This window comes from Stenotrophomonas sp. Iso1 (assembly GCF_027497995.1).
In the GTDB taxonomy this organism is placed as follows: domain Bacteria; phylum Pseudomonadota; class Gammaproteobacteria; order Xanthomonadales; family Xanthomonadaceae; genus Stenotrophomonas.
This window is the reverse complement of sequence record NZ_JAODBT010000001.1, coordinates 1,034,424-1,058,879: the sequence shown is the minus strand read 5'-3', so window position 1 is coordinate 1,058,879 and position 24,456 is coordinate 1,034,424. Positions and strand designations below refer to the sequence as shown.

Annotated in this window: 22 protein-coding genes; 8 read left to right on the top strand and 14 right to left on the bottom strand. The window is 63.5% G+C overall.

Annotated features, from left to right (window positions below; translation table 11 throughout):
- Nucleotides 1-141: 141 nt before the first annotated feature.
- The 6 genes from PAN08_RS04440 to PAN08_RS04415 all read right to left on the bottom strand — a co-directional run bounded on the left by PAN08_RS04440 (nt 142) and on the right by PAN08_RS04415 (nt 6,325).
- Nucleotides 142-897, bottom strand: a complete 756-nt coding sequence (locus PAN08_RS04440) for a TorF family putative porin (protein WP_269790301.1) — start codon at nt 895-897, stop codon at nt 142-144.
- 110 nt (nt 898-1,007) lie between these two features.
- Nucleotides 1,008-2,054, bottom strand: coding sequence for a sulfate/molybdate ABC transporter ATP-binding protein (locus tag PAN08_RS04435; RefSeq protein WP_269790300.1), 1,047 nt, complete (start codon nt 2,052-2,054; stop codon nt 1,008-1,010).
- A gap of 9 nt (nt 2,055-2,063) precedes the next feature.
- Nucleotides 2,064-3,005 carry a sulfate ABC transporter permease subunit CysW gene (cysW, locus tag PAN08_RS04430; protein ID WP_269790299.1) on the bottom strand — a complete coding sequence of 314 codons (942 nt, stop codon included), beginning with the start codon at nt 3,003-3,005 and terminating at the stop codon, nt 2,064-2,066.
- Complete coding sequence (cysT, locus tag PAN08_RS04425; protein WP_269791166.1) at nt 3,002-3,835, bottom strand: sulfate ABC transporter permease subunit CysT; 834 nt, start codon at nt 3,833-3,835, stop codon at nt 3,002-3,004. The genes cysW and cysT overlap by 4 nt, the downstream gene beginning before the upstream one ends.
- A gap of 27 nt (nt 3,836-3,862) precedes the next feature.
- On the bottom strand, nt 3,863-4,873 hold the full coding sequence (locus PAN08_RS04420; RefSeq protein WP_269791165.1) for a sulfate ABC transporter substrate-binding protein: 1,011 nt from the start codon (nt 4,871-4,873) through the stop codon (nt 3,863-3,865).
- Nucleotides 4,874-4,897: 24 nt separating this feature from the next.
- The gene (locus PAN08_RS04415; protein ID WP_269790298.1) at nt 4,898-6,325 is read right to left on the bottom strand and encodes a porin; all 1,428 of its coding nucleotides are present in this window, start codon (nt 6,323-6,325) and stop codon (nt 4,898-4,900) included.
- A 163-nt stretch (nt 6,326-6,488) separates the two neighbouring features.
- Between PAN08_RS04415 and kbl the strand changes: the two genes are divergently transcribed.
- A complete protein-coding gene (gene kbl, locus PAN08_RS04410) occupies nt 6,489-7,703 on the top strand; it encodes a glycine C-acetyltransferase (RefSeq protein ID WP_269790297.1) in 1,215 nt (404 codons plus the stop codon).
- Nucleotides 7,704-7,824: 121 nt separating this feature from the next.
- Here kbl and PAN08_RS04405 read toward each other — a convergent pair whose 3' ends face one another.
- The 4 genes from PAN08_RS04405 to PAN08_RS04390 form a co-directional block, all read right to left on the bottom strand.
- Nucleotides 7,825-8,127, bottom strand: a complete 303-nt coding sequence (locus PAN08_RS04405; protein WP_269790296.1) for a hypothetical protein — start codon at nt 8,125-8,127, stop codon at nt 7,825-7,827.
- Nucleotides 8,128-8,228: 101 nt separating this feature from the next.
- Entirely contained in the window at nt 8,229-9,038 is an 810-nt protein-coding gene (locus PAN08_RS04400) for a pseudouridine synthase (RefSeq protein ID WP_269790295.1), read from the bottom strand.
- 24 nt (nt 9,039-9,062) lie between these two features.
- Nucleotides 9,063-9,557, bottom strand: a complete 495-nt coding sequence (locus PAN08_RS04395) for a hypothetical protein (protein ID WP_269790294.1) — start codon at nt 9,555-9,557, stop codon at nt 9,063-9,065.
- A gap of 158 nt (nt 9,558-9,715) precedes the next feature.
- Nucleotides 9,716-10,819, bottom strand: coding sequence for an OmpA family protein (locus PAN08_RS04390; RefSeq protein ID WP_269790293.1), 1,104 nt, complete (start codon nt 10,817-10,819; stop codon nt 9,716-9,718).
- A 383-nt stretch (nt 10,820-11,202) separates the two neighbouring features.
- Here PAN08_RS04390 and PAN08_RS04385 point away from each other — a divergent pair, with 383 nt between their 5' ends.
- Nucleotides 11,203-12,228 (top strand): zinc-binding alcohol dehydrogenase family protein, encoded by a 1,026-nt coding sequence (locus PAN08_RS04385; RefSeq protein ID WP_269790292.1) that lies wholly within the window; start codon nt 11,203-11,205, stop codon nt 12,226-12,228.
- 111 nt (nt 12,229-12,339) lie between these two features.
- Nucleotides 12,340-12,951, top strand: a complete 612-nt coding sequence (locus PAN08_RS04380) for a hypothetical protein (RefSeq protein WP_269790291.1) — start codon at nt 12,340-12,342, stop codon at nt 12,949-12,951.
- Between the two features lie 3 nt (nt 12,952-12,954).
- Here PAN08_RS04380 and PAN08_RS04375 read toward each other — a convergent pair whose 3' ends face one another.
- Complete coding sequence (locus PAN08_RS04375) at nt 12,955-14,994, bottom strand: LTA synthase family protein (RefSeq protein ID WP_269790290.1); 2,040 nt, start codon at nt 14,992-14,994, stop codon at nt 12,955-12,957.
- Nucleotides 14,995-15,153: 159 nt separating this feature from the next.
- Here PAN08_RS04375 and PAN08_RS04370 point away from each other — a divergent pair, with 159 nt between their 5' ends.
- From PAN08_RS04370 to PAN08_RS04360, 3 genes are all read left to right on the top strand, one after another.
- A complete protein-coding gene (locus PAN08_RS04370) occupies nt 15,154-17,178 on the top strand; it encodes an NADPH-dependent 2,4-dienoyl-CoA reductase (RefSeq protein WP_269790289.1) in 2,025 nt (674 codons plus the stop codon).
- Between the two features lie 470 nt (nt 17,179-17,648).
- Nucleotides 17,649-18,107: a cell wall hydrolase gene (locus tag PAN08_RS04365; protein WP_057633130.1), complete on the top strand. Its 459-nt coding sequence runs from the start codon at nt 17,649-17,651 to the stop codon at nt 18,105-18,107.
- An 85-nt stretch (nt 18,108-18,192) separates the two neighbouring features.
- Entirely contained in the window at nt 18,193-18,810 is a 618-nt protein-coding gene (locus PAN08_RS04360; protein ID WP_269790288.1) for a glutathione S-transferase N-terminal domain-containing protein, read from the top strand.
- A 110-nt stretch (nt 18,811-18,920) separates the two neighbouring features.
- Here the strand turns inward: PAN08_RS04360 and msrA are convergent, their stop codons facing one another.
- The 3 genes from msrA to msrB are packed head-to-tail and all read right to left on the bottom strand — an operon-like array spanning nt 18,921 to nt 21,972.
- Complete coding sequence (gene msrA / locus PAN08_RS04355; protein ID WP_269790287.1) at nt 18,921-19,655, bottom strand: peptide-methionine (S)-S-oxide reductase MsrA; 735 nt, start codon at nt 19,653-19,655, stop codon at nt 18,921-18,923.
- Between the two features lie 16 nt (nt 19,656-19,671).
- The gene (locus PAN08_RS04350) at nt 19,672-21,429 is read right to left on the bottom strand and encodes a cytochrome c biogenesis protein DipZ (RefSeq protein WP_269790286.1); all 1,758 of its coding nucleotides are present in this window, start codon (nt 21,427-21,429) and stop codon (nt 19,672-19,674) included.
- Between the two features lie 36 nt (nt 21,430-21,465).
- Nucleotides 21,466-21,972: a peptide-methionine (R)-S-oxide reductase MsrB gene (gene msrB / locus PAN08_RS04345; RefSeq protein WP_269790285.1), complete on the bottom strand. Its 507-nt coding sequence runs from the start codon at nt 21,970-21,972 to the stop codon at nt 21,466-21,468.
- Nucleotides 21,973-22,119: 147 nt separating this feature from the next.
- Here msrB and PAN08_RS04340 point away from each other — a divergent pair, with 147 nt between their 5' ends.
- On the top strand, nt 22,120-22,839 hold the full coding sequence (locus tag PAN08_RS04340; RefSeq protein WP_269790284.1) for a response regulator transcription factor: 720 nt from the start codon (nt 22,120-22,122) through the stop codon (nt 22,837-22,839).
- On the top strand, nt 22,836-24,320 hold the full coding sequence (locus tag PAN08_RS04335) for a HAMP domain-containing sensor histidine kinase (RefSeq protein WP_269790283.1): 1,485 nt from the start codon (nt 22,836-22,838) through the stop codon (nt 24,318-24,320). The genes PAN08_RS04340 and PAN08_RS04335 overlap by 4 nt, the downstream gene beginning before the upstream one ends.
- Nucleotides 24,321-24,456 lie beyond the last annotated feature (136 nt).

Below are 24,456 nucleotides of genomic sequence, written 5' to 3'. Positions count from 1 at the left end.
CCACGATCCCCCACATCCGTGCATGGCACACAACGCTGCAAGCTGAAATATCATCGGCGTCGCGGCGCACGCCACGCTTACAAAAAACGGAAATGAAAAAGGCGCCTTCCGGCGCCTTTTCCACACGGCATCACACAAGAATCAGGGCACGTCCACCGACACGGTGAACACGACGCCAGGCTTGTAGGTATCGGACTCGCGGCGCAGCACCGAGGCATCCGAACCGAAGGTGTCGTAGTAGCCCAACGTCGCGGTCGCCGGGCCGAAGGCCTTGGACACCGAAACCGAGCCGTCGTAGTAATCCGCACGACGCGGCCATTCGTTGGCCTCTTCCTTGATCGTGGTGTAGCCAGCCGACGCGCCGATGGAGAAACCGCTGTCGCCGATGTCGTAGCTGGCTTCCAGCGCGCTGTAGGTCTGCTTGGCGCCGCTGTTGCTGTAATCGTTGGCGTAGCCCAGCAGGCCACTCACGGTGACCGGGCCGCTCCAGGTGACTTTGGCCAGGTATTCGTTGTAGTCAATGTCACCGTAGCCGGACGAGGCGTTGGTGTAGGTATAGCGGTTCACACCCAGATCGATGTTCCAGCTGTCGGTCAGGTCCTTGCTCCAGCCGATGTTGTAATCGACCTCGAAGTTCGGGCCGCCCTCGCCAAAATCGACATTGGAGCCCCACACGCCGGCATACAGGCCGAACGGTGCGGTGTAGGTGGCGCCTGCCTGGAAGGCCGGGCCGTTGTCGGTCTGCGACACGCCGCGGAACACGTAATCGGTGGTCACCGCGAAGGTGGCGCTGAACGGAGAGGATGCTTCCTCACTCTCATCCTGGGCCCAGGCGGCAAACGGAACAGACAACAGGGCGGCGCAGGCAACGGCGACAAGACGCTTGCTGTGCATCATGCGGATCTCCAGGAAGTGGGGGGTATCGGGGCCAGTCCAGCCGCGATTCACGAATTTTTAACCGCAATGATATTGCGATGCAACAAGTTCGTGATTCCCCTACCCCGTATTCAGCTCTCCGCAACGGGGAAAACCCCGTAGCGGCGCGCTGCCAGACGGATGGATTCGCCGCCTGCGTAGGCCGGGCTACCGACCGGCAATTCCACTTCCACATCCGCAGCTACACCCTCCAACCGCGCCCGCAAGCGCTGGCGTGAGCCACTGCGCTGCACCGAGCCGACCGTGGCGGGCCAATCACCGTCCGCCGCGACAACCAGGTCTTCGGGGCGCACGAACACTTCCAGCGCATCGGCATCCGGCAAGACCTGCGCATTGCGAGACCAGCGCGCGCCGGCCACCTCCAGTACTTCGCCCTGCAGTCGCGCCGGCAGGCGATTGGCCTCACCCACGAAACCATAGACAAACGGCGATGCCGGCTGGTCATACACCTCGCCTGGCGTGCCGATCTGTTCGATGCGGCCGCGATTGAGGATGGCCACGCGGTCGGCCAGCTCCAGCGCCTCTTCCTGATCGTGCGTGACGAACACGGTGGTCAGGCCGGTGCGGTCGTGCAACTCCCGCAGCCAACGACGCAGATCGCGACGCACCTGCGCGTCCAGCGCACCGAATGGCTCGTCCAGCAGCAACACGCGCGGCTCAATGGCCAGCGCACGCGCCAATGCCACCCGCTGACGCTGGCCACCGGACAGTTGCGTCGGGTAGCGCCCGCCCAACCCGTCCAGCTGCACCAGCGACAGCAGTTCCTCGACCCGCGCATCGATGCGCGCCTTCGGCCAGCGCGCAGCACCACGCCGCACTTCCAGACCAAAAGCGATGTTGCTGCGCACGTCCAGATGCTTGAACAAGGCGTAGTGCTGGAACACGAAACCGGCACGCCGCGCCTGCACGCTCAGCCCGGTGGCATCTTCACCATCAAACAGAATGCGGCCCTGCTCGGGCTGTTCCAGCCCCGCGATGGCGCGCAGCAGCGTGGTCTTGCCCGAACCGGACGGCCCCAGCAATGCGAGCAGTTCACCGCTGCGGATATCCAGGCTGACGCCATCAAGTGCGGCGAATGCGCCAAAGCGCTTGCCCAGTTGTTGGATGCGGATGTTCATCGTTTCACCTCAATGGCGATGCGCGGCGGCCAACGATTGACCGTGGCGCCATTCCAGGAATGTTTTGACCACCAGCGTCAGCAACGCGGTGATGGCCAGCAGTGATGCGCACGCAAACGCCGCGCTGTAGGCGTACTCGTTGTAGAGAATTTCCACGTGCAGCGGCAGCGTATTGGTACGCCCACGGATATGCCCGGACACCACCGACACCGCGCCGAATTCGCCCATCGCACGCGCGCTGCACAGCAGCACGCCATAGAGCAGTCCCCAGCGGATATTCGGCAAAGTCACTTTCCAGAACATCTGCCAGGCATTGGCACCCAGTGTGAGCGCGGCAAGTTCCTCATCACTGCCCTGCTGCTCCATCAGCGGCATCAGTTCGCGCGCGATGAACGGGAACGTGACAAACACCGTGGCCAGCACGATGCCGGGTATCGCGAACACAATGCGTGGCAACTGCAGCAGCGTTTCACCGAGCACCGGCAGGTGCACGCGCAGGCCGTCTTCGATGAACGGCCAGAACCAACCGTCGCGCCCGAACAACAGAATGAACACCAGGCCAGCGACCACCGGCGACACCGAGAACGGCAGGTCGATCAAGGTCACCAGCCAGCGTTTTCCGGGAAAGGTGTGCTTGCTGACAACCCATGCTGCGGCCACGCCGAAGACCAGGTTCAACGGCACCACGACAGCGGTAACGATCAAAGTCAGCTTCACCGCCGACAATGCATCCGGTTCGCTGATCGCCACCCAGAACGCGTGTACGCCACCACGCAGTGCTTCAACAAACACCAGCAGCAACGGCAACAACAGGAACGACAGCAAGAAACCCAGCGCGCCGAGAATCAATAGCACCTGCACCCAACCCGGCTCACTGGTCACACGCTGACGCGCGCGCACGGCCGTGTTCTTCTTTGGCAACACCGGCAGCTCCAAAACGTGTTCGTTCATCGCGCGCCCCGGCGCTGCAGCCATGCCTGCAAACTGTTGACCAGCAGCAACACCACGAACGACAGCAGCAGCATCGCGCCGGCGATGGCCGTGGCACCCGCGTAATCAAATTCTTCCAAACGAATGGTGATCAGCAGTGGCGCAATCTCGGTGACGTTGGGCAGATTGCCTGCAATGAAAATGACCGAGCCGTACTCGCCAACGCCGCGCGCAAAGGCCAACGCAAAGCCGGTCAACATCGCCGGCCACAATGTCGGCACGACCACGCGAACGATGGTCTGCAGGCGGCTGGCGCCCAGCGTTGCCGAGGCTTCTTCCCACTCGCGCTCGGCCTCAGCCAATACGGGCTGCACGATGCGCACCACGAACGGCAGGCCCACAAATACCAGCGCGACAACGATGCCCAACGGGGTGTAGGCGATCTTCAACCCCAACGGTTCCAACCAGCGCCCTACCCAACCCTGACCACCGTACAGCGCCGTCAGCGCGATGCCGGCCACGGCGGTCGGCAAGGCGAATGGCAGGTCGATCATCGCGTCGAACAAGCGCCGACCGGGAAACCGATAGCGCACGAACACCCAGGCCACCCAGGTGCCCATCACCGTATTGAATGCAGCCGCCGCAAATGCGGTACCGAAGCTCAGCCGCAATGCAGCGAGCACACGCGGCTCGGTCCATATCTGCCAGATGCCGCCGATGCCCAATCCAGCCGCCTTAAGGAACACGCCAGCCAGCGGGATCAAGACGATCAACCCCAACCAGAGCAGAGTGATACCCATGCCAAGACCAAAGCCGGGCAGAACCCGGCGTTGGCGCCGCTTACGCGGCAGTACTACGTCAGCGCTTGTACTCACCGCTTACTTGCTCGCCTGGATCTGATCGAAGAGGCCGCCGTCGGCGAAATGCTCGGACTGTGCTTTCTCCCACGAGCCGAACGCCTGGCGAATGGTCACCAGCGGTATCTGCGGGAAGCGCGCGATGTCGGCGCGATCGGCATATTCGGGGCTGCGTGGGCGGTAGTAGTGACGCGCGGCGATGCGCTGCCCTTCCGGCGAATACAGATACTGCAGATAGGCCTGCGCGACTTCGCGGGTACCGTGTCGGTCCACGTTGCGATCCACCAGGGCCACCGACGGCTCGGCCAGAATCGACTGGCGCGGCACCACGATCTCGAACTTGTCAGGGCCCAGTTCTTCCTGCGCCAGGAACGCCTCGTTCTCCCAGGCCAACAGCACGTCACCGATGCCACGCTGCACGAAGGTGGTCGTCGCGCCACGCGCACCGGTATCCAGCACCGGCACATTGCGGAACAGCGCGCGCATGTAATTCAGCACCTTGTCGCGATCACCCTTGAAGATGTGGTCGGCGTAGGCCCAGGCCGCGAGGTAATTCCAGCGCGCACCGCCGGAGGTTTTGGGGTTGGGCGTCACCACCGACACGCCACTGCGTAGCAGATCCGGCCAGTCACGGATGCCCTTCGGGTTGCCCTTGCGCACCAGGAACACAATGGTCGAGGTGTACGGCGCGCTGTTGTCCGGCAGACGGCTTTCCCAATTGTCAGGCAGCAACTTGGCTTTTTCGGCGATAGCGTCCACGTCGTAGGCCAGCGCCAGCGTCACCACATCGGCCTCAATGCCATCAATCACCGCGCGCGCTTGCTTGCCCGAGCCACCGTGGGAAGTCTCAATGGTGACGTTGTCGCCCTTGGTTTCCTTCCAGTGCTTGGCGAAGGCGGCATTGAAGTCGCGATACAACTCGCGGGTTGGGTCGTAGGACACATTGAGCAGTTGAATGTCACGCGCGAAGGCAGCGCCTGCGGTCACCGTCAGCAGGAAGGCGAGCGCGGCAATGCCGGTACGGGAAATCAGGGAATGTTTCACGAAGACTCTCCGTCAGAAGGAAACTTGCAGGCGTGAGAAAACAGCTTTTTCATCCGGCAGCCTGGCGCCACCGGCGGCAGCATCGAAGCTGCTTTGCAGGTAATTGGTCGCCAGCCTGAGGTTGGCCGTCAGGTACCAATTCGCGCCCACTGTCCACGAGCGAACATGCGAGGCGGACGTCGCCGGATCGGCGTAAAGCGGGAACGCGGCATCGTCGATATCCAACTCGCCATACCGTGCGGTGAGTTCAAACGCACCCAAGCCACCGTTGATGCCGAACGGGCGTGACGGCGTCACCCCGCGATAGCTGGCATCTTCACCGGTCAGTACATAACTGGCCGTTGTCTGCCAGGCACGGTGTTCCAGCTCCTTGCGACGCGCATCACGTGCAACTTCCTGTTGCGAGACGATGTACTCAGCCTGCAGGCCGAAGCCATTGCGGTAGAACCAACCCTGCGGTGACCAACGCAGCGTGTCGCCATCGGCGAGTACCGCGCTGCGGTAACTGAAGAACGTCGCCTGCCCCGGCGTGCGGTAGCGCGGCAGGAAATTGCTGCCACTGCCGTGCTTTTCACCCGCGCTTGCACCCAGGCCGAAACCCAACCCGGCCCATACACTTTCCTTGCCCTTGAAGGGCTCGAAGAACACGCGGCCGGCGTACTCGAAGTCATCGTCCGGATTGCTGGTCACCGCATCGCGACCATCGACCGTACCGTTGAACACGCCCAGTGCATAACTGAATTTGCCCTTGGCCACTTCACCCTGCAGCTGCACGCCGAGGTCCCGGTTGGGCGCCAGTTCGCTGGCCAGCGCGCGTTCCACATCCACCAGCGCGGCGGACGACTGCAAACGCTCCAGCCCTACTGGCGAAGTGAACTTACCCACGCGCACCGTATACGCCGGGTTGAAGCGCAGGTCGGCGTACGCGTCGACGATGCTGGCGCTGTCACCGGCAAATTCCGGCGTGAAGCGGTAGGCCACCAGCTTGCCCAGCGAGCCTTCCAGCGTCGGCCGTGCGGTACGCAGCAGGAAGGTGTCGTTTTGGCTGCTGTTGCCGATGAACACGCGTGCATCGCCCTGCAACAAACCGCGCAGTTTCAGCTCGTAGTTGCCGTCGCCGGATTTGAACGAGGCACCCTTCTGGTCGACGGTGATCTTGGGCGCGGCTTTGGCGCTGGCGACACGCTCTTCTTCCTGCAACTCCAAGCGGCGCTCAAGGATGCGCAGACGCTGGTCCAGATCGGCCAGGCCGGCACCTTCAATCGGCGCGCCATCAGAGACACCGGCAAGCCGTTCCAGGCGCTCCAGACGCTGCTGCAGCTGTTCAACGCTGAGTTGCTGGGCCTGTGCCGGCGACCACGCCCCACACACCAGCCCGGCCAGGCTGAGGGACAACAGCTTCCTGGTCGGCAGGGTGAACGGGGGACGTTTGGCGGTCATCGGTGGCTCCTGTGAAGGCGGGGTGGAGCGTCGATGCTGCGGGCGCACACCCGGGCGGAGAAATGACTTCGGGCGCGTCGCTTATAGCCATCGCGCATGACGCCAGCGCCAAGTGCAGGGGACGGCTAAAATCGGGGTTCCTTTCTGTCCGCAAGACCCTGCCATGACCGCCAATGCGAACACCTCCCCGCTCACCCGGCACTACGCCGAGGAACTGGACGCCATCCGCGCGCAGGGGCTGTTCAAGTCCGAACGCATCATCACCAGCCCGCAGTCGGCCGAAATCACCCTGGACGACGGCCGCACGGTGCTGAATTTCTGTGCCAACAACTACCTGGGCCTGGCCGACCACCCGGATCTGATCCAGGCCGCCAAGGACGCGCTGGACAGCCATGGCTTCGGCATGGCGTCGGTGCGTTTCATCTGCGGCACCCAGGACCTGCACAAGCAGCTGGAGAAGCAGATCGCCGAGTTCTTCGGCAAGGACGACACCATCCTCTACGCGGCCTGCTTCGACGCCAACGGCGGTTTGTTCGAGCCGCTGCTGGGCGAGAACGACGCCATCATTTCCGACGCGCTCAACCACGCCTCGATCATCGACGGCGTGCGCCTGTGCAAGGCCAAGCGCTTCCGCTACGCCAACTGCGACATGGCCGATCTGGAAGCCCAGTTGCAGGCCGCCGACGCCGCCGGCTGCAAGACCAAGCTGATCACCACCGATGGTGTGTTCTCGATGGACGGCTTCATCGCCCCGCTGGATGAGATCACCGCGCTGGCGAAGAAGTACAACGCACTGGTGCACATCGACGAATGCCACGCTACCGGCTTCCTCGGCGCGACCGGCCGTGGCTCGGCCGAAGTGAAGGGCGTGCTGGAGAAGATCGACATCATCACCGGCACCCTGGGCAAGGCCATGGGCGGCGCACTGGGCGGCTTCACCTGCGCCAGTGCCGAAGTGATCGAACTGCTGCGTCAGCGTTCGCGCCCGTACCTGTTCTCCAACTCGCTGCCGCCCCATGTGGTCGCCGCCGGCATCAAGGCGTTCGAGATGCTCGCCGCCGCCGACGACCTGCGCGCCACCCTGGCCGAGAACACCGCCTACTTCCGCGAGAAGATGACCGCCGCCGGTTTCGACGTGAAGCCGGGCGTGCATCCGATCAGCCCGGTGATGCTGTACGACGCACCGCTGGCGCAGAAGTTCGCCGAGCGCCTGCTGGAAGAAGGCATCTATGCGATCGGCTTCTTCTTCCCGGTAGTACCCAAGGGCCAGGCCCGCATCCGCACCCAGATCAGCGCCGCGCACAGCCGCGCACATCTGGACCGCGCCATCGATGCCTTCATCCGCATCGGTAAAGAGCTGGGCGTGATCAAGGGCTGATCACTGCCCGAGCAGAAAACGAAACAGGCGCCCACAAGGCGCCTGTTTCGTTTCAACACCGCCAAAGTAGGAAGCCTTGTCGGTCAGCCCACTGCCGAGCATCGCTCGACATTGTAGGCAATCAGTTCTTGGCGGCCCTGGCGGCCGGTGCAGCCGCCGGTACCGGCGCGCCCTTGGCGACACGAATACCGTTGGCCTTCATCCACGCATCAAACTGGTCAGCGCTCATCCGGCTCTCGCCCTGCTGCATCAGGAAGCGGTAATTGCCCAGCGCGTCCTTTTCGGCAACCGGCCTTTCCACGGTGACCGTGACAGGCTTGTCGTCCACCTTGCTCGCGTGCTTGCCCGATGAAGCGCAGCCCGCCAAGGCCACAACTGACAGCGTCACCAGCGTAATGCCTGACACACGAATAAGAGCTTGCATGGCTGCGATCCCGTTTAAGACAGGGAGCCAGTCTAAACAATCACTCGAACAAGTACAGCTATTCCACTGAATTAATTGAACTAATTAGCGTATTCAGCCAATTACTCATCACCCGCCAAAGCATCCAACTCTGCCCTATCAAGCTCACGCCATTGCCCCTTTCCGAGCTCGCCCAGCTGCACCGGCCCGATCGCTACCCGCATCAAGCGCAGCACGTCGAATCCAAGCACTTTCAGGAGCCGGCGAATATGGCGGTTGCGGCCTTCATCCAGTACCACCTCCAACCAAGCGGTGCGCTCGCCGTGGCGTAGGACTTCCACCGAATGCGCTGCCAGATGCTCACCCGCATCATCAACGCCTTCCTGCATGCGCGCCAGCTGCGCAGCATCGGGTACCGCATCCACCTGCACGCGGTAGGTTTTCAGTGGCCCGGTGGCCGGATCGGTCAGCCGCGCGGCCCATTCCGGGTCGTTGCTGAAAAACAACAAGCCTTCGCTGGCCTTGTCCAATCGCCCGACCGGCGCCAGCCACGGCAGCCCGGCACCCTCAAAACAGTGATAGACCGTGTCGCGGCCCTGCTCGTCCTGCACCGTGGTCACCAACCCGCGCGGCTTGTTCAAGGCGATATAAAGCCGCCTTGCCGCCGCCAACGGCTGTCCATCCAGCAGCACCTTGTGGCGCCCTGCCAGGATCGGGAACTCCGGATCACGGATCACCCGTCCATCGACGCTGACGCGCCCCTCCAGCACTCGCCGCGCTGCCTCGCTGCGCGAGCAGACACCGGCCTTGGACAGCACCCGCGCCAGGCCATGACGCACCTGCGCATCGCCAGCGGCGGCACGGGAAAGCAAACGCCCGCCAGGTTTGGCCGGGCGGGCGCTTGAACGATGCGGGGGCTTGCGAAGGGCCATTCGTACTGAAGCGGCTCAGCCGCCTTATTTGACCTCAGCAGCCGGCTGCGCCGCTGGCGCTGCCGCTTCGGCCGGAACCGGACGCGCCTTGACCACACGCACACCGCGCGCCTTCATCCAGGCGTCGAACTCTTCAGCGGTCATGCGCTTGCCGTTCTGGCTCATGTCAAAACGCCACGGCGTGTTGTCGAACTCCGTCTGCGGCTTGTAGGCCGCCGGATCGTTGGCATTGATCGCACCACGAGCCGGAATTGCACTGGCCACGTTGTTGCAGCTTTCCACGCGCAGGCGCATCAGCACGCGGTCCAGTGACTGGTCCTCGCTGAGGCTGGAGCTCAACACGCCCGACGGCATGCCCAGCTGACCCGGACGCACATACAACTCAGAAGCCACCGGTGCGATCACCGTGGCCGGCAACGGCGCAGCCGGCGGGACGGCACTGGCCGAACAATCCACTGCTGCATGGGCGGCAGGCATGGCAGCCAGCACGACAAGACCAGCCAGAACGATACGCAGCATTGAATTTCCATTAAGACAGGAGAACGCGGCGAGTGTAGGCAGCGCTCGCACCGCTTTCAACCGTTACGTGCCGCGCAATGGCGATCCATGCGCACGGGCACAAAAAAACAAGGCCCGGCAGATGCCGGGCCTTGCTGTATCGCAACCGAAACGTCCGATTAGTTCTGGACGTTCAGCTCGGTGCGACGGTTCTTTGCACGACCTTCCGGGTTGTCCGAACCATCAGCGTTGGTGTTCGGAGCAATCGGACGGCTCTCGCCGTAGCCGATCGGGCCCTGCAGACGAGCAGCCGACACACCGTTGGTGGTCAGGTAGTCGTACACAGCCTTGGCGCGACGCTCAGACAGCTTCTGGTTGTAAGCGTCGGTACCCTTCGAATCGGTGTGACCGGCAACTTCAACGCGCAGATCCGGGTAACGCTTCAGGATCTCGCTGGCTTCGCTCAGGATCGAGACGGCGTCCGAACGCAGGGTCGCCTTGTCGAAGTCGAAGTTCACGCCCTTCAGATCGATCGAGACCGGCACCGGGCAACCGTCCGGACCAATGGTCTGGCCAGGCTGCGAGCTCGGGCACTTGTCGTCGCAATTGTTGACGCCGTCACCGTCGTCATCCAGGTCGGCGCAGCTCGGGGCAACCGGAGCCGGAGCCGCCACAGCAGCGACCGGGGCCGGGCCAAGCGGAATCACGACGCCGACCGAAGCCAGCACGTCGCCAAACCAATCCTGCTTCTTGGAGTCGTTGCTGTACTCACGGACGCTCTGGTCGTCGAAGTCAGCGCGGTAGGCCAGTTCAGCACGAACGGCAATGCGCTTTTCGAACGTGGTCTGCAGACCGACGCCGACCTTGGCAGCCAGGTTGCCGTCCTTACGGTCAGCCAGGTCACCATTGGTCAGGTGATATTCCTCTTCAGCCTTCTGGTAACCCAGGCCTGCCAGCAGGTAGGGGTTCCAGCCGCGGCCTTCCTGGATGAAGTGGCGACGCAGGTCCAGCGAAACGCCGTACTGCGACCAGTTCTGATCCTGGTTGGCGTCGAAGTTCGGGTTCTGATAGTTCAGCTCACCGTCCAGCGACCAGTTCGGGCTGATGAACTTGCCCAGACCCAGCGTGGCGAACGGAGCATCGTTGGTGCCACGATCACCGTCCTGGAAGTTGAAGCCGGCCGAACCGGTCAGGTACCAGCGGTCATCGAATTCCTGTGCCGAAGCGGCCTGGGCAAAAGCCAGACCACCCAGCAGCGCGGCGGTAAGGATCTTCTTGTTCATGAAATACAGCTCCTTGTTTCGGGGGTATGAAACCGGTAGAGGCATGGTCCAGCACAGCGATATTCGTTCGTCGCGTTCAGAGACGGCCGTTTCCGCACGCCATCGGGGTGCACAGTATGCGCTGGCCCGTGAAGACGATGTTAACGACCATATAACAAATGGCGCAACCACCAGACCTCTACTTGTCCGGCTGGGCGAACCGTATACAGCTTCATCAACGGGTGCAAGAGCGTGCTGTGGCAGGCTTTCCAGCGTATTTGCTGCATTGCGGTTGGTTTCGTCCGAAAACCCCGGGAAACTCAGCCAACCCGCCGCCGTTACCGCCAGCTGAACCGTTTGCTGAGTATGATGATTCTGCTCCCCCGCAAACGGAACTTTTCCGCATGAAAGCGATAGGCCTGACGCATTACCTACCCATCAGCGACCCCGATTCCCTGCTGGATGTCGAGCTACCGGCTCCCACCTCTCCGCAAGGTCAGGATCTGCTTGTCCAGGTGCAGGCGATCTCGGTCAATCCCGTCGATACCAAACTGCGCGGCCCCAAAACCGGTCAGGAAAATCCTCCCCGGGTGCTGGGTTTTGACGCAGCCGGCACAGTATTGGCCGTCGGCCCGGACGTGACCGCCTTTGAAGTGGGTGATGCGGTGTATTACGCCGGCGACGTCACCCGCCCCGGCTGCAACGCCCAGCAGCATTTGGTGGACGAGCGCCTGGTCGGGCGCAAGCCCAACACACTGGATTTTGCCGAGGCCGCCGCACTGCCACTGACAACGCTCACCGCTTGGGAGCTCCTGTTCCAGCGCATGCCTTATCAGTTGGACGGCAAGCGCAACCTCGGCAAGGTGCTGCTGGTGATCGGCGGAGCCGGCGGCGTGGGCTCCATCGCCATCCAGTTGGGCCGCCATGCCGGCTTCACCGTCGTGGCCACCGCTTCGCGCCCCGAAACCGTGGCGTGGTGCAAGCAACTGGGCGCGGACCATGTCATCGATCACCGCCAACCGCTGGCTCCGCAACTGCAGGCAGTGGGCATCGACCAGGTGGATGCCGCACTCAACCTGGCCAATACCGACCTGTACTGGCAGCAGTTGGGCGAGTTGCTGGCACCACAGGGCCATGTTGGCTTGATCGTGGAGCCGGCTGGTGAGCTGCGCATTGGCGATCCGTACAAATCCAAGTGCATCGGCATCCACTGGGAATTCATGTTCGCGCGGGCGCGTTTTCGCACGACGGACATGATCGAGCAGCACCGCATCTTGACCCGTACTGCGAGCCTGATTGATGCCGGCGAGCTGCAAACCACGCTGACCCAGCGATTGGGCCCGATCACCGCCGCCAATCTGCGCCTGGCCCACCAGCAAGTGGAATCCGGCCGCACCATCGGCAAGCTGGCGTTGGAAGGCTGGGGCTGAGGCTCCGCATTTCCTCAGCCAAGGCAAACACAACGCGCGCGGCATGACCGCGTGCGTTGCTGTTCATCGTCCACTCGCGCTCCTGCGTCGCCCTGCCCTCGCGTGCCCACCATGTTCACACCCGCTTTCCTCACCCGCCTGCTGCAACTGCTGCTGGGGCTATTTCTGTTCGGCATCGCATCGTCATTGATGATCCGTGCCGGTATCGGCATTGCTCCCTGGGATGTGCTGAGCCAAGGCATTTCGCTGCGCAGCGGCTGGAGCTTTGGGCTCATCACCAATCTGGTCGGCGTGGCGGTACTGCTGATGTGGCTGCCGCTGCGGCAGAAACCCGGGCTCGGCACGGTGCTCAATGTGCTGTTGATTGGCCCTAGCGCGCAGCTCGGCCTGTGGATGCTGCCATCGGTGAGCGGCCTGCTGTGGCAGGTACTGGTGTTCATCACCGGCTTGCTGTTGCTGGCCATCGCCACCGGCCTCTACATTGGCGCGAACTTCGGCCCGGGGCCCCGCGATGGGCTGATGACCGGCCTGCACGCACGCACCGGCTGGGCCATATGGAAGGTGCGCACGCTGATTGAAGCCACCGCGCTGGCCATCGGCTGGTGGCTCGGCGGCAACGTCGGCATCGGCACGCTGGCCTTTGCCGTATTGATCGGGCCGCTCTGCGGAATCACCCTGCCCCTGTTCGACCGGCGTGCCGTCGCCATCGCAACGGCGCGCTGAGAACTAGCGCCGCTGTCGCAGTACCTGTTCGCGGATGTACCAATCACGTAGCGCGACACCCGCGGCAATGTGCTGTACCCGTGCAGCGGATGCGGCGTCCGGCACCCGTCCTTCCACTGCGATGTGGCGGGGATCACGCCAGGCATGCAGTTTTGGCCCAACCAGCGGAGACAACATACCTTCCGGCGTATACACGCGCTCGAACTGAGCCAACGCCTGGCCGCCATCTTGCGGCCGCTCCCACAGATTTCTGCCGGTCGCGAAGTAGCGTTCACCTGGCAGGGCCAGCGACACCAGTGTCGGAATCAGGTCGCCGTGGCCTGCAAAGGCGCGGACATCCGGCCCCTCGCCTGGTGGGGCATACGCGGAAGGCACCCGAAGGTAGGCAAACACGCGGTCCACATCCACCTGCTCGGCAGGCAGGTCATAGCGGTAATGCGAGCGCAGGTTGTGGTCACCGGCGGCAGCAACGAGGGTGCGTTCACCCAGCGGGCCTTGCCGCAGCTGTCGCAGGAAGCCGCCGAACTCATCTGCCTGGTATTGATAGGTCGCCAGCATCTTGCGCAGCTCGGCCTTGTCGTCCAGCGCGCGTGGCCCCAGCCCGTTCGGATCGAGCGGCAAGTCCGGATGCGGGGTATCCAGCTTGAATGGCGGGTGGTTGGTGGTGGTCAACAGCACCAGGAACAAACGCTCGCCACGCGCATCAGCCTGCGTCAGCAGCTCCTGGGCGAAGCGGAACAGATAGGCGTCATACAAGCCCCAGTCGGTGCCATGCGCTGCGGGGAAGCGCTTGCGGATGTCGCGGGCGTCATACACGTAGTCGAAACCCTGCTGCGGCAACGCAGTGCCCAGCTCGCGCCAATCGCTGCCGCCGCCATACAGAAAGGCCGTGCGATAACCGGCCCGCTTGAACGGCAAGGCGGCCGATGTATCGAAGGCCACGCGGGCGTTGCGACCATTGGCCAGTGGCGTGATCGGGGTGCCGAGCAGCAGGTACTCCAGTGTCGGGTGGGTTCCGTTCTGCCCGGAGATGAAGTTGTCGAACTGATAACCGTGCGCCAATTCACCGCGCAGCCGGCCCAGCAGATCATTGCCTGGGCTATCCGTGTACAGCAGGTCCTGGCCAAACGATTCCAGCAGGCCCACCACCACGTGTGGCGATTGGGCCAGTGTCCGCGGTTGCCCCGGCGCAACCGGGAATAGCGCCGAACGGATCTGGCCAGGATCGCCGGAAGGCAGGCCGGCAGCCGTTGCTGCCTGCGCCAAACTGCCAAACCCCAAACGGTGCACGCCAACCAGCGGATCGGTGGCGATGTCGGTTTCCTTGGCGCGGATACGGGCAGCGCGGTACAGCGTCAACGGTGCATTGAGCACCAGCGCATTGACGAACGGATCGGCAGAGACCGTCACATCACGCCGCACCAGCGGGAATGTTCCCACCGTGCCGCGCGCCAGCAACAGCAGCAACAGGCATTGCACGACCAGCAGCAGCACCTGCGCCCATCGTGCCGAGCCCTTCGGCCAGCGCGCGCACAGCCAGCGGCCCACACGCGGCACCCCCCAGCCGAGGAGTATGCCGCCCAATGCCAGCCCCAACAGCCCCGGAATCACAGGGTAGTCGTCCCATACCGTTTCCAGGATCGCGCCCGTGTCGTCCTCGAACATACCGAACACGATGGGATCGAAACGCGTTTTGTAGAACCCGTAATAGAAGTGTTCGCATACCGACAACAGTGCGAACAGCAGCAGTAGCGCCACCAGCAACCACTGCACCGCACGCACCGCGTGCTCACGACGCCCGCTCAGCCAGACCGGGACGGCCACCACCCCGACCAGCAGCGCACAGACCGCGCCGGCCACCAGGTCGTAACGGGCTCCCTGCAGTAGCACCGGCCACAGCAACTCGGTGCCGCGCGAAGCGCCGGCGTAGGTGGCCCACATGCACAAGCGAGCCACCACCCCCAGTGCCACGATGCCCGCTACCAGCATCCACAGCCGTGGGAACACTCGCTGGGTATAAGCCGGCGAAATCGCAGTATTCATTTACAACGCCCCTGAAAACAACAGACCGCCGATCGGCGACGGCGCGAATTGTAATCGGCTGGTCACATCCCGTCTTTACCGCACCCGCCAAGCTGAGGATTGAGAAATCCCCTCATTGCCCCTCAGAATGGGCCTATTCCATACGCAAGCGTATCTACCATGACGCCAGCCAACGCTTTCCCGAATCTGTTCGCGCCCCTGGACCTGGGCTTCACCCAGCTGCGCAACCGCATCCTGATGGGGTCGATGCATACCGGGCTGGAAGACCACGTCCGCGATTTCCCGAAACTGGCCGCCTACTTTGCCGAGCGCGCCGAAGGCGGCGCTGCGTTGCTGGTCACCGGCGGCTTCTCCCCGAACGTGGTGGGTTGGTTGGCGCCGTTTGGCAGCAAGTTGTCCTGGCCATGGGAAGTGGGCCGTCACCGCCAGGTGACCACTGCCGTGCACAGTCATGGCGCCAAAATCTGCATGCAGCTGCTGCACGCCGGGCGCTATGCCTACCACCCGTTGCAGGTAGCGCCGTCGAAGTTGAAGGCGCCGATCAATCCGTTCACTCCGCGCGCGCTCTCGACACGCGGCGTTGATCGACATATCCGCGACTACGCCCGCGCGGCCAGGCTGGCACGTGATGCCGGCTATGACGGTGTGGAAGTAATGGGTTCGGAAGGCTATCTGATCAACGAATTCATCGCCCCGCGCACCAACAAGCGCGATGACGCCTGGGGCGGTGACGCGGCCAAGCGCATGCGTTTTGCGGTGGAGATCGTGCGCCGCATCCGCGAAGCCTGCGGCCCGGACTTCATCATCATTTACCGGCTGTCACTGCTTGACCTGGTGGAGGACGGCAGCAACTGGGAAGAAGTGCTGCTACAGGCCAAGGCCATCGAAGCGGCCGGCGCCACCTTGATCAACTCTGGCATCGGCTGGCATGAGGCGCGTGTGCCGACCATTGCCACTTCAGTGCCGCGTGCCGCCTTTACCGGCGTCACCGCCAAACTGCGCCCACACGTGAATGTGCCCGTGATCGCGGTGAACCGTATCAACATGCCCGAGGTGGCCGAGCGCGTACTGGCCGATGGTCATGCCGACATGGTGTCGCTGGCGCGCCCGCTGCTGGCCGATCCGCAATGGCCTGCGAAGGCACGCGCCGGCAGGCCGGAAACCATCAACACCTGCATCGCCTGCAACCAAGCCTGCCTGGATCACATCTTTGTCAACAAACGCGCCACCTGCCTGGTCAACCCGCGCGCTGCGCATGAAACCGAACTGGTCTACCGCCCAACCACCGCGCCCAAGCGCGTGGCCGTGGTGGGTGCCGGCCCGGCGGGTTTGGCCTGCGCCACGGTGGCGGCCGAGCGCGGCCACCACGTCACGCTGTTTGATGCGGCCAGTGAGATCGGCGGCCAGTTCAATGTGGCCAAGCGCATCCCCGGCAAAGAAGAGTTCCATGAAACGCTGCGCTACTTCCGGCACCGTCTCGTTGATACCGGCGTGGATGTGCGGCTGGACACGCGCGCCGAAGCGGCAAGCCTGGCCGGCTACGACGAAGTAGTGGTCGCCACCGGCATCCTGCCGCGCAAGGTCGACTTCCCCGGCGCCGATCACCCGATGGTGGTGAATTATCTGGACGTGCTGTTGGGCCGGGTGAAGGCCGCTGACAAGGTTGCTGTTATCGGTGCTGGCGGCATTGGTTTCGATGTTGGCGAGTTCCTGGTGCATGAAGGCCCCTCGCCCGCGCTGGACCCGGCACGCTGGATGGCCGAATGGGGTGTGGACCCGAGTTTCGAAAAACGCGGCGCGCTGGTGAAACCGCAACCCGAAGCGCCCGCGCGCAAGGTATGGCTGCTGCAACGCAGCCCCGGCAAGCCCGGCGCTCGCTTGGGCAAGACCACTGGCTGGATCCACCGCGCCACGCTCAAGGCCAAGGCAGTGACGATGCTCGGCGGCGTGGAGTACCTGGGCGTGGACGACACCGGACTGCGTATCCGCATCGATGGTCAGGAGCAGTTGCTGGACGTCGGCAACGTGGTCGTCTGTGCGGGACAGGAGCCGCGACGTGAGCTGGCCGATGCGCTACTCGCCGCCGGCCGCAGCGTCCACATCATTGGTGGCGCCGACGTGGCGGCGGAGCTGGATGCCAAGCGCGCAATTGATCAGGGCAGCCGTCTGGCGGCGGCGCTCTGAAGCAGAAATGAGGGGGCGTGGCTGCAAAAGCGAAAAACACGCCTCCTCAGCGCTCCCTTTCACGGCACGAAAGGGAGGGAACCAAGCGCCCAATGGCGTCTTTCGCTTGCCCGAAAATGCAACGACAGAATGACCAGCGATGCTGTTGCAAGCGGATCTTGCCCAGCATTTTTCCTCACTCATTCCTCACTTCCTCTCACTCACTCTTCGCACCGCGCCGGTTGCAAACAACCTGAATGTCAACAAGCCCCATTCAGGATGGGTTTGGGGTTCGCCCCCTAACTTGCGCGCTCTTCCGCTCACCCCCCAGTTCTGGTGAGCAAGGTGCGGCCCTCCCCAATCTCATTGAGGGCCGACCACGGGGCGGCCCCGATGCCACGGCCGCCTCCCCATAACGCCAAGTCTCAGTCGACCGGTTCCATGCTTTTCAGGAACAGGCGAGCTGCGGCCCACACGGAGCAAGGAGATTTATGAAACTGGCCTGGATTCTCTGGCTGTCGCAGATGTTGCCGCAGCCGGCCGCCGATTCACTGTGTTTGAGCACGACCGTTTACCTGGAAGCCCGCGACCAGACCCTGCGCGGTCAGCAGGCAGTTGCCGAAGTCGCCCTGCGGCGGCTGGACAGCGGCCTCTGGGGCAACTCGATGTGCCAGGTGGTGACTGCCCGCAAGCAGTTCGCCCCCACCCTGGTCTCGCCGGGCACCCAACTGCGCAACAACGATGCCTGGGCAGAAGCCGTGGACGTGGCTTTCGCCGCCGAGCGCAACTGGGCCTTGCCGGTCGAGCAGCGCAAGGAAATCGTGCCGGGTGCCAGCCACTTCGCCGCGCTGTCCATCGCAAGCCCCAGCTGGCGCAATGCCTACCAGGTAGCAACCATCGGTGGTCATACCTTCTTCAAGGTGCAATCGCTGAAGCCGCGCGCTTCCTGAGCCGCGCGCCAGAGATACCTGTCGCCACACCACGCAACGTGCTTGTGGCGATAATGCGAGAGTGTCTCCACTCCCGAGGTATCTGATGAAGCTCTACACCAAGCCCGGCGCCTGTTCGCTGGCAGACCACATCGCACTGGTCTGGTCCGGCCTGCCCTTCGAGGTGCAGGTCGTGGACTACGCGACCATGAAGTCGCCCGAATACCTGGCCATGAACCCGGCCGGCGCCGTGCCGGTGCTTGAGGATGATGGCTGGGTGCTGACCCAGAACGCCGCCATCCTGCATTACATCTGCGACAAGGCACCGGCTTCCGGTCTGGACGGCGGCAGCGATGCGCGCACCCGCGCCGAAGTGAATCGCTGGCTGTCCTTCGTCAATGCCGACGTGCATCCGACCTTCCACCCGATCTTCGGCTCGACCAAGTATCTGGAAGACGATGCGGTCATCGCACGCACCCAGCAGAACGCGCGAGAGAAGCTCAAGGCGCTGTACCAGCGTCTGAATGACCGGCTGGCGCAGGTCGAATGGCTGGGCGGTACGCCGCGTCCGTCCATCGCCGATGCGTACACCTACGTGACCCTGCGTTGGGCGCGTGGTTTGACTATCGACCTGGCCGGCATGGATGCACTGGACCGTTTTGAACAACGCATGCAGGCCGACCCAGCCGTGCAAGCTGCGCTGAAGACCGAAGGTCTGGCGTAATACCTGCAAGCGCGTAAAGCGCTGTTGACGGGCCGTCGGCGCAAACGCTGGCGGCCCGTTTTGTTTCAGCACCATGAGGGCGATGTGTATCGCATTCTTCCACAGGTGAATCAGCGCACCGAAAACGTGGTGAGCAAGCGCGGTGTGTCGCGATACAGCGCGGGGTAATGGTGTTTCAGCGCCTCCACTTTGGGCAGGTCGTTGACCCGGATGTACAAAGATTCTGGATGCAGCGTGAGGTAGTTCTGGTGATAACCCTCCGCCGCATAGAACAGCTTGCCGCCGTCTACCTGCGTCACCACTGGCGCCTTGAACACGCCACTCCTTTGCAGTTGCGCGATGTAAGCGCGGGTGGCGTCGCGTTGATCCGCTGCATTGGCGTACACCGCCGACCGATACTGCGTGCCACGGTCCGGACCTTGTCGATTGAGTTGCGTCGGGTCGTGCACCACCGAGAAAAACACCTGCATCAATTGCCCGTAGCTGACCTGTGCCGGATCGTAGGTCACCTGCACCGCTTCGGCATGGCCGGTACTGCCGCCGCCCACGCGGGTATAGCTGGCGTTGGCCTCGCTGCCACCGATGTAACCGGAGACCGCACTGTCCACGCCCTTGATGTGCTGGAACACGCCCTGCACGCCCCAGAAACAGCCGCCAGCAAATACCACCTGCGCGCGCTTGATGCCGGGCTGGCGCAAGTCCGCAGCGCCACTGGGCGCAGGAACACTGACCGTCGCCGACGACGCATGCACGGGGCGATCAAGATTGAGTACGCCGATCACCAGCAACGCAGCGATCATCGCGGCAATGCTGCCGGCAGCCAGTTTGTCCATGGTGAGTTTCATCATTGGCCTCCGGGGCTCATCCGAACGTAAAGGCATAGGCGTGGACACCTGGATCGAGGAACTCGATTTCGAAGGTGCGTTCCTGCACCGCGCCGTTCTGACGGATCAACTGGTACAGCCGGTTACCGTCCACCTTGCCGCTACCGTCTGCTGATACATCACCGCCTGCCGATGCACCGGGCACTTGCCCATCAATACGCACCTTGAAACGCACCGGCTTGCTGGCGTCCTGCGGCGCCAACACCAGATGCAGGTCACGCGCATGGAAGCGGAATGCGATACGGCCACCGGCCTGCTGCAACTGCGCGTCTTCTTCGCCCACCACCCAACGCCCGTCCAATGCCCATTGATTGAGCTTCAAGGTGGCCGGCACGCGGTAGTCAGCCGCACGCCCCGCGTACAGTCCACCGGGTGATGCAAAGTTCTCCGCACGTGCACGGCCGATGTAGGTTTCCGGCGATTTGAGGTTACTCATGTCCGCCTCACGCTCAACGCCGTCACGCGCGGCTTCCATCGTCATCGCCGGTACGTCATCACCCGGCAAGGTGTTGCCGGCTTCGCGCAGCAGCTGGCGGATGATCTGCTCGGACTGCGCGTAGTTGCCTTCACCAAAATGATGGGCACGAATACGGCCCTGCGCATCAATGAAGTAATGCGCCGGCCAGTAACGATTGTTGAAGCCACGCCAGATCGCGAAGTCATTGTCGATGGCTACCGGATACGTGACCTTGAGGTCGGTGACCGCGCGCTGCACGTTGCGCACATCACGTTCGAATGCGAACTCCGGGGCATGCACACCGATCACCACCAAGCCATGATCGCGGTAGCGCTCGGCCCACTCGCGCACATGCGGCATGGCGCGCAGACAGTTGATGCAGGAGTAGGTCCAGAAATCGACCAGCACCACCTTGCCGCGCAATGCCTGCGCATCCAATGGCGGACTGTTGAGCCATCCGGTGACGCCGGTAAGGGATGGCAGCGTGCCTTCGACCGGCAATGCAGGCAGGGCCGAGTCGTTCGCAGCCATCATCATCGAGCTGCCCGCCGTCGGCGCCTGCCCTGGCAGCGCATCGAGCAGGCCCTGCTCAAGCTTGGCCGTGCTCACGGTCGACAGGCGCGTCAGCACGCCGGTATCCCAACCCATCGCAATCGCGACCACGGCCAGCAACGCGGCAACGCCGAGGCCACGGCGTATCCATTCACCTGCACCGAGATGGCGCTTCAAGGCAGCAAATACCCGACCGCCGATCCAGATGGCCAGCGCCAGCGACGTGGCCGCCCCCAGCGCATAAGCCAACAACAGGCCGCTGGTACCGACGTTGGCCCCCTGCAACGCGGCACCGGTGAGTATCAAACCCAGGATCGGCCCAGCGCACGGCGCCCACAGCAAGCCCGTGGCAATGCCGATCAACAACGAAGTGCCCACGCCCGCAGGGCCTTCGTCGGCCGATGCGCTCAGGCGGACACCAAGCCGTTGCAACGGCGACAACAACCGGTTCGCGAATGCAGGCCACAGCAGCGCCAGCGCAAACATCGCCATCACCACCAGCGCGATCCAGCGCCCGATCTGGTTGGCCTGCGCTACCCATTGGCTGCTTACCGCCGCCAGGCTGGCCACTACCGCAAACATCAATGCCATGCCGATCAGCAACGGCAAACCGCTGCGCAGGAACGGCCGGTCCGATCGAGCGAACACGAACGGCAGCACCGGCAGGATGCACGGACTGAGAAGGGTAAGCACACCGCCGAGATAGGCCAGCACAAGCAGGAGCATGGAGGAATCCTTGTTGGAAGTCGGAGACTGCGGCGCTCAGGCCGCGACGAAATTCATGGCCACGCCATTCATGCAGTAACGCAGCCCTGTGGGGCGCGGGCCGTCATTGAACACATGGCCCAGATGGCCGCCGCAGCGCCGGCAATGCGCTTCCACCCGCAGCATGCCGAAGGTGGTGTCGCGCTCTTCGCCCACCGCATCGTGCAGCGGCGCCCAGAAGCTGGGCCAACCGGTGCCGCTGTCGAACTTGGTCGCAGAGGAGAACAGCGGCAAGGCGCAACCGGCACACACGAACGTGCCACGCCGATGCTCACTGTTGAGCGGGCTGCTGAACGCGCGCTCGGTGGATTGGCCGCGCAGCACCGCGAACTGCGCGGGGCTGAGTTGGTCACGCCATTGGGCATCGCTGCGCATGACTTCAAACAACCGCGTACGGGCCGGTGCGGCGGGTGCCGCACCACTGCAGGCCGTCGTCAGACCCAACAAACCGGCGGCTGCCGCCATGCAGCCGATACCAAGCACAGTGCGACGGGTGAGAGACATGGCCGTTCTCCAGCCGTGGAAGGATGTGGCCATGCTGCGCCCAACCCGATCAACGAATCCTCACGTAGAGTTAAATTTTCCGTTACACCTTGCAGGCGCGCTTCCACCGACAATGGCCATCACCTCCCCCGCCGGTCGCGCGCATCGATGAGCAGCGCCAAACGTGTCCTGATCGTCGAAGACGACATCCATATCGCCAATCTGCTGCGCATGCATCTGCGCGACGAAGGCTACGACGTCACCCACGCTGCCACCGGCGACGAAGGCCTGCGACTGCTCGAAGCCAGTCCGTGGAGTGCACTGGTGCTGGACCTGATGCTCCCGGGCGTGGATGGCCTGGAAATCTGTAAACGGGCGCGGGCCATGGCGCGTTACACGCCCATCATCATCACCAGCGCGCGGGCCAGCGAAGTGCATCGCATCCTCGGCCTGGAGCTGGGCGCCGATGACTACCTGGCCAAACCGTTCTCAATGCTGGAACTGGTCGCGCGCGTCAAAGCATTGTTGCGCAGGGTCGAGGCGATGGCGCAGAACGCACGCATCGATGCTGGCGAAATCGAAGCGGCCGGCATCCGCATCGACCCCGTCGCACGCACCGCGCAGGTGCAGGGCCGTGCACTGGAACTTACCCCGCGCGAGTTCGACCTGCTGCACTTCTTTGTGCGTCATCCCGACCAGGTTTACTCACGCATGAACCTGCTCGACCAGGTCTGGGGCTATCAACACGAGGGCTACCAGCACACGGTCAATACCCACATCAACCGGCTGCGCAACAAGATCGAGCATGATCCCGCCAATCCGCAGTTGATCCAGACGATTTGGGGGCGCGGTTACAAACTGGTCGATGCTGGCGAGGGCGACCCATGATCCGCTTGACGCTGTCACAACGCTTAACCGTTGTGTTCTTCGGCTTGCTGCTGGTGTGCTGTGTCGCGCTCGCATGGATACAGATGCGCAGTACTCGCATGCATGAGCTGGAAACCGTGCAACGTCTGTCGCAAGGTCTGGCCGAACACATCGCACGCAGCGGCGAGTTGATGGACACCCGCGGCATGCGCGATGGCGAAGTGCGCGCATTGTTCGGCAAGTTGATGGCCGTCAATCCCAGCGTCGAGGTGTACCTGCTTGATGACCAGGGCCGCATCCTTGGCCATGACGCTCCCAATGGCCACCTCAAGCGTGACCACGTCGATCTGGCACCCGTGCAGGCGTTGCTGCGTGGCGAGCCGCTGCCGATTCTCGGTGACGATCCCCGCAGCACCACCGCGCGCAAGGTTTTCAATGCCGCACCGCTGTGGGTGCAAGGCCGTCAGACTGGCTACATCTACGTGGTCCTGCTGGGCGAACAGCGCGAGGCGTTGGCCGCCAACATCGCCGCCAATGCCAGCCTGCGCACGGCGCTGTGGTCGCTGGTGATTGTCACGGTGATTGGAGTGCTGGCCGGTGCAATCGCCTTTCGCTGGGTGACACATCCACTGCGTCGGTTGACCCGCCGCATCCAATCTTTCGACGTCGATGCCGACAACCCGCCGTTGCCGATGCCGCCCACTCCACTGCGTCCCGGCGAACGCGACGAGCTCACCATCCTGCAGCACAGCTTCGGGCAGATGGCGCAACGCATCGGCGACCAATGGCAGCAGCTGCGGCAACAGGATCTACAACGGCGTGAACTGGTCGCCAACATCTCGCACGACCTGCGTACGCCGCTTTCCTCGCTGCATGGCTATCTGGAAACGCTGTCATTGAAAGACGCCTCACTCAGTGCCGACGAGCGTCAGCGCTACCTGTCGATCGCGCTGTCGCAGAGTCGCAAGGTGGGGCAGTTGGCACAGGCCCTATTTGAACTGGCACGGCTCGAACACGGCGGCGTGGTGCTGGAGCTGCAGGCCTTCTCGCTGCCCGATCTGGTGCAGGATGTTTTCCAGAAACTGGAGTTGTCCGCGCAGGCGCGCCAGCAGACCTTGACCGCCAACATTCCGCCGGGCGTGCCCGCAGTGGAAGCCGACCTGGGGTTGATCGAACGGGTACTGACCAACCTGCTCGACAACGCCATCCGCCACACGCCCGAAGGCGGCCATATCACCGTCACCTTGCGTGCTGCCGCCGATGAGGTGCAGGTCAGCGTGCTGGACAGCGGCCCGGGCATCGCCCCGGAGCGCCGCGCCAACCTGTTCATCACGCCGCCAGCACTGGGCAGCCAGCGCACGGACAGCGGCGGACTGGGGCTGCTGATCGTGCACCGCATCCTTCAGCTGCATCACCGCCAGATTCACCTGCTCGACAGCCGCGAAGGGGCGCTGTTCGTGTTCTCACTGGCAGCTGCGGGTGGCCGCCACAGCGGCACGTGAGCCTGGCCAAGGAATGCTGCAGCACGCGCTGACCACACGCGTGCCGCAGCACTACCCGGCGCGGCTCACCCCGTGACGGCGGTGAACGCGTTCAACGTTGAAACGGGCGGGCTGAGTGGCTCTCCAACAGCCAGCG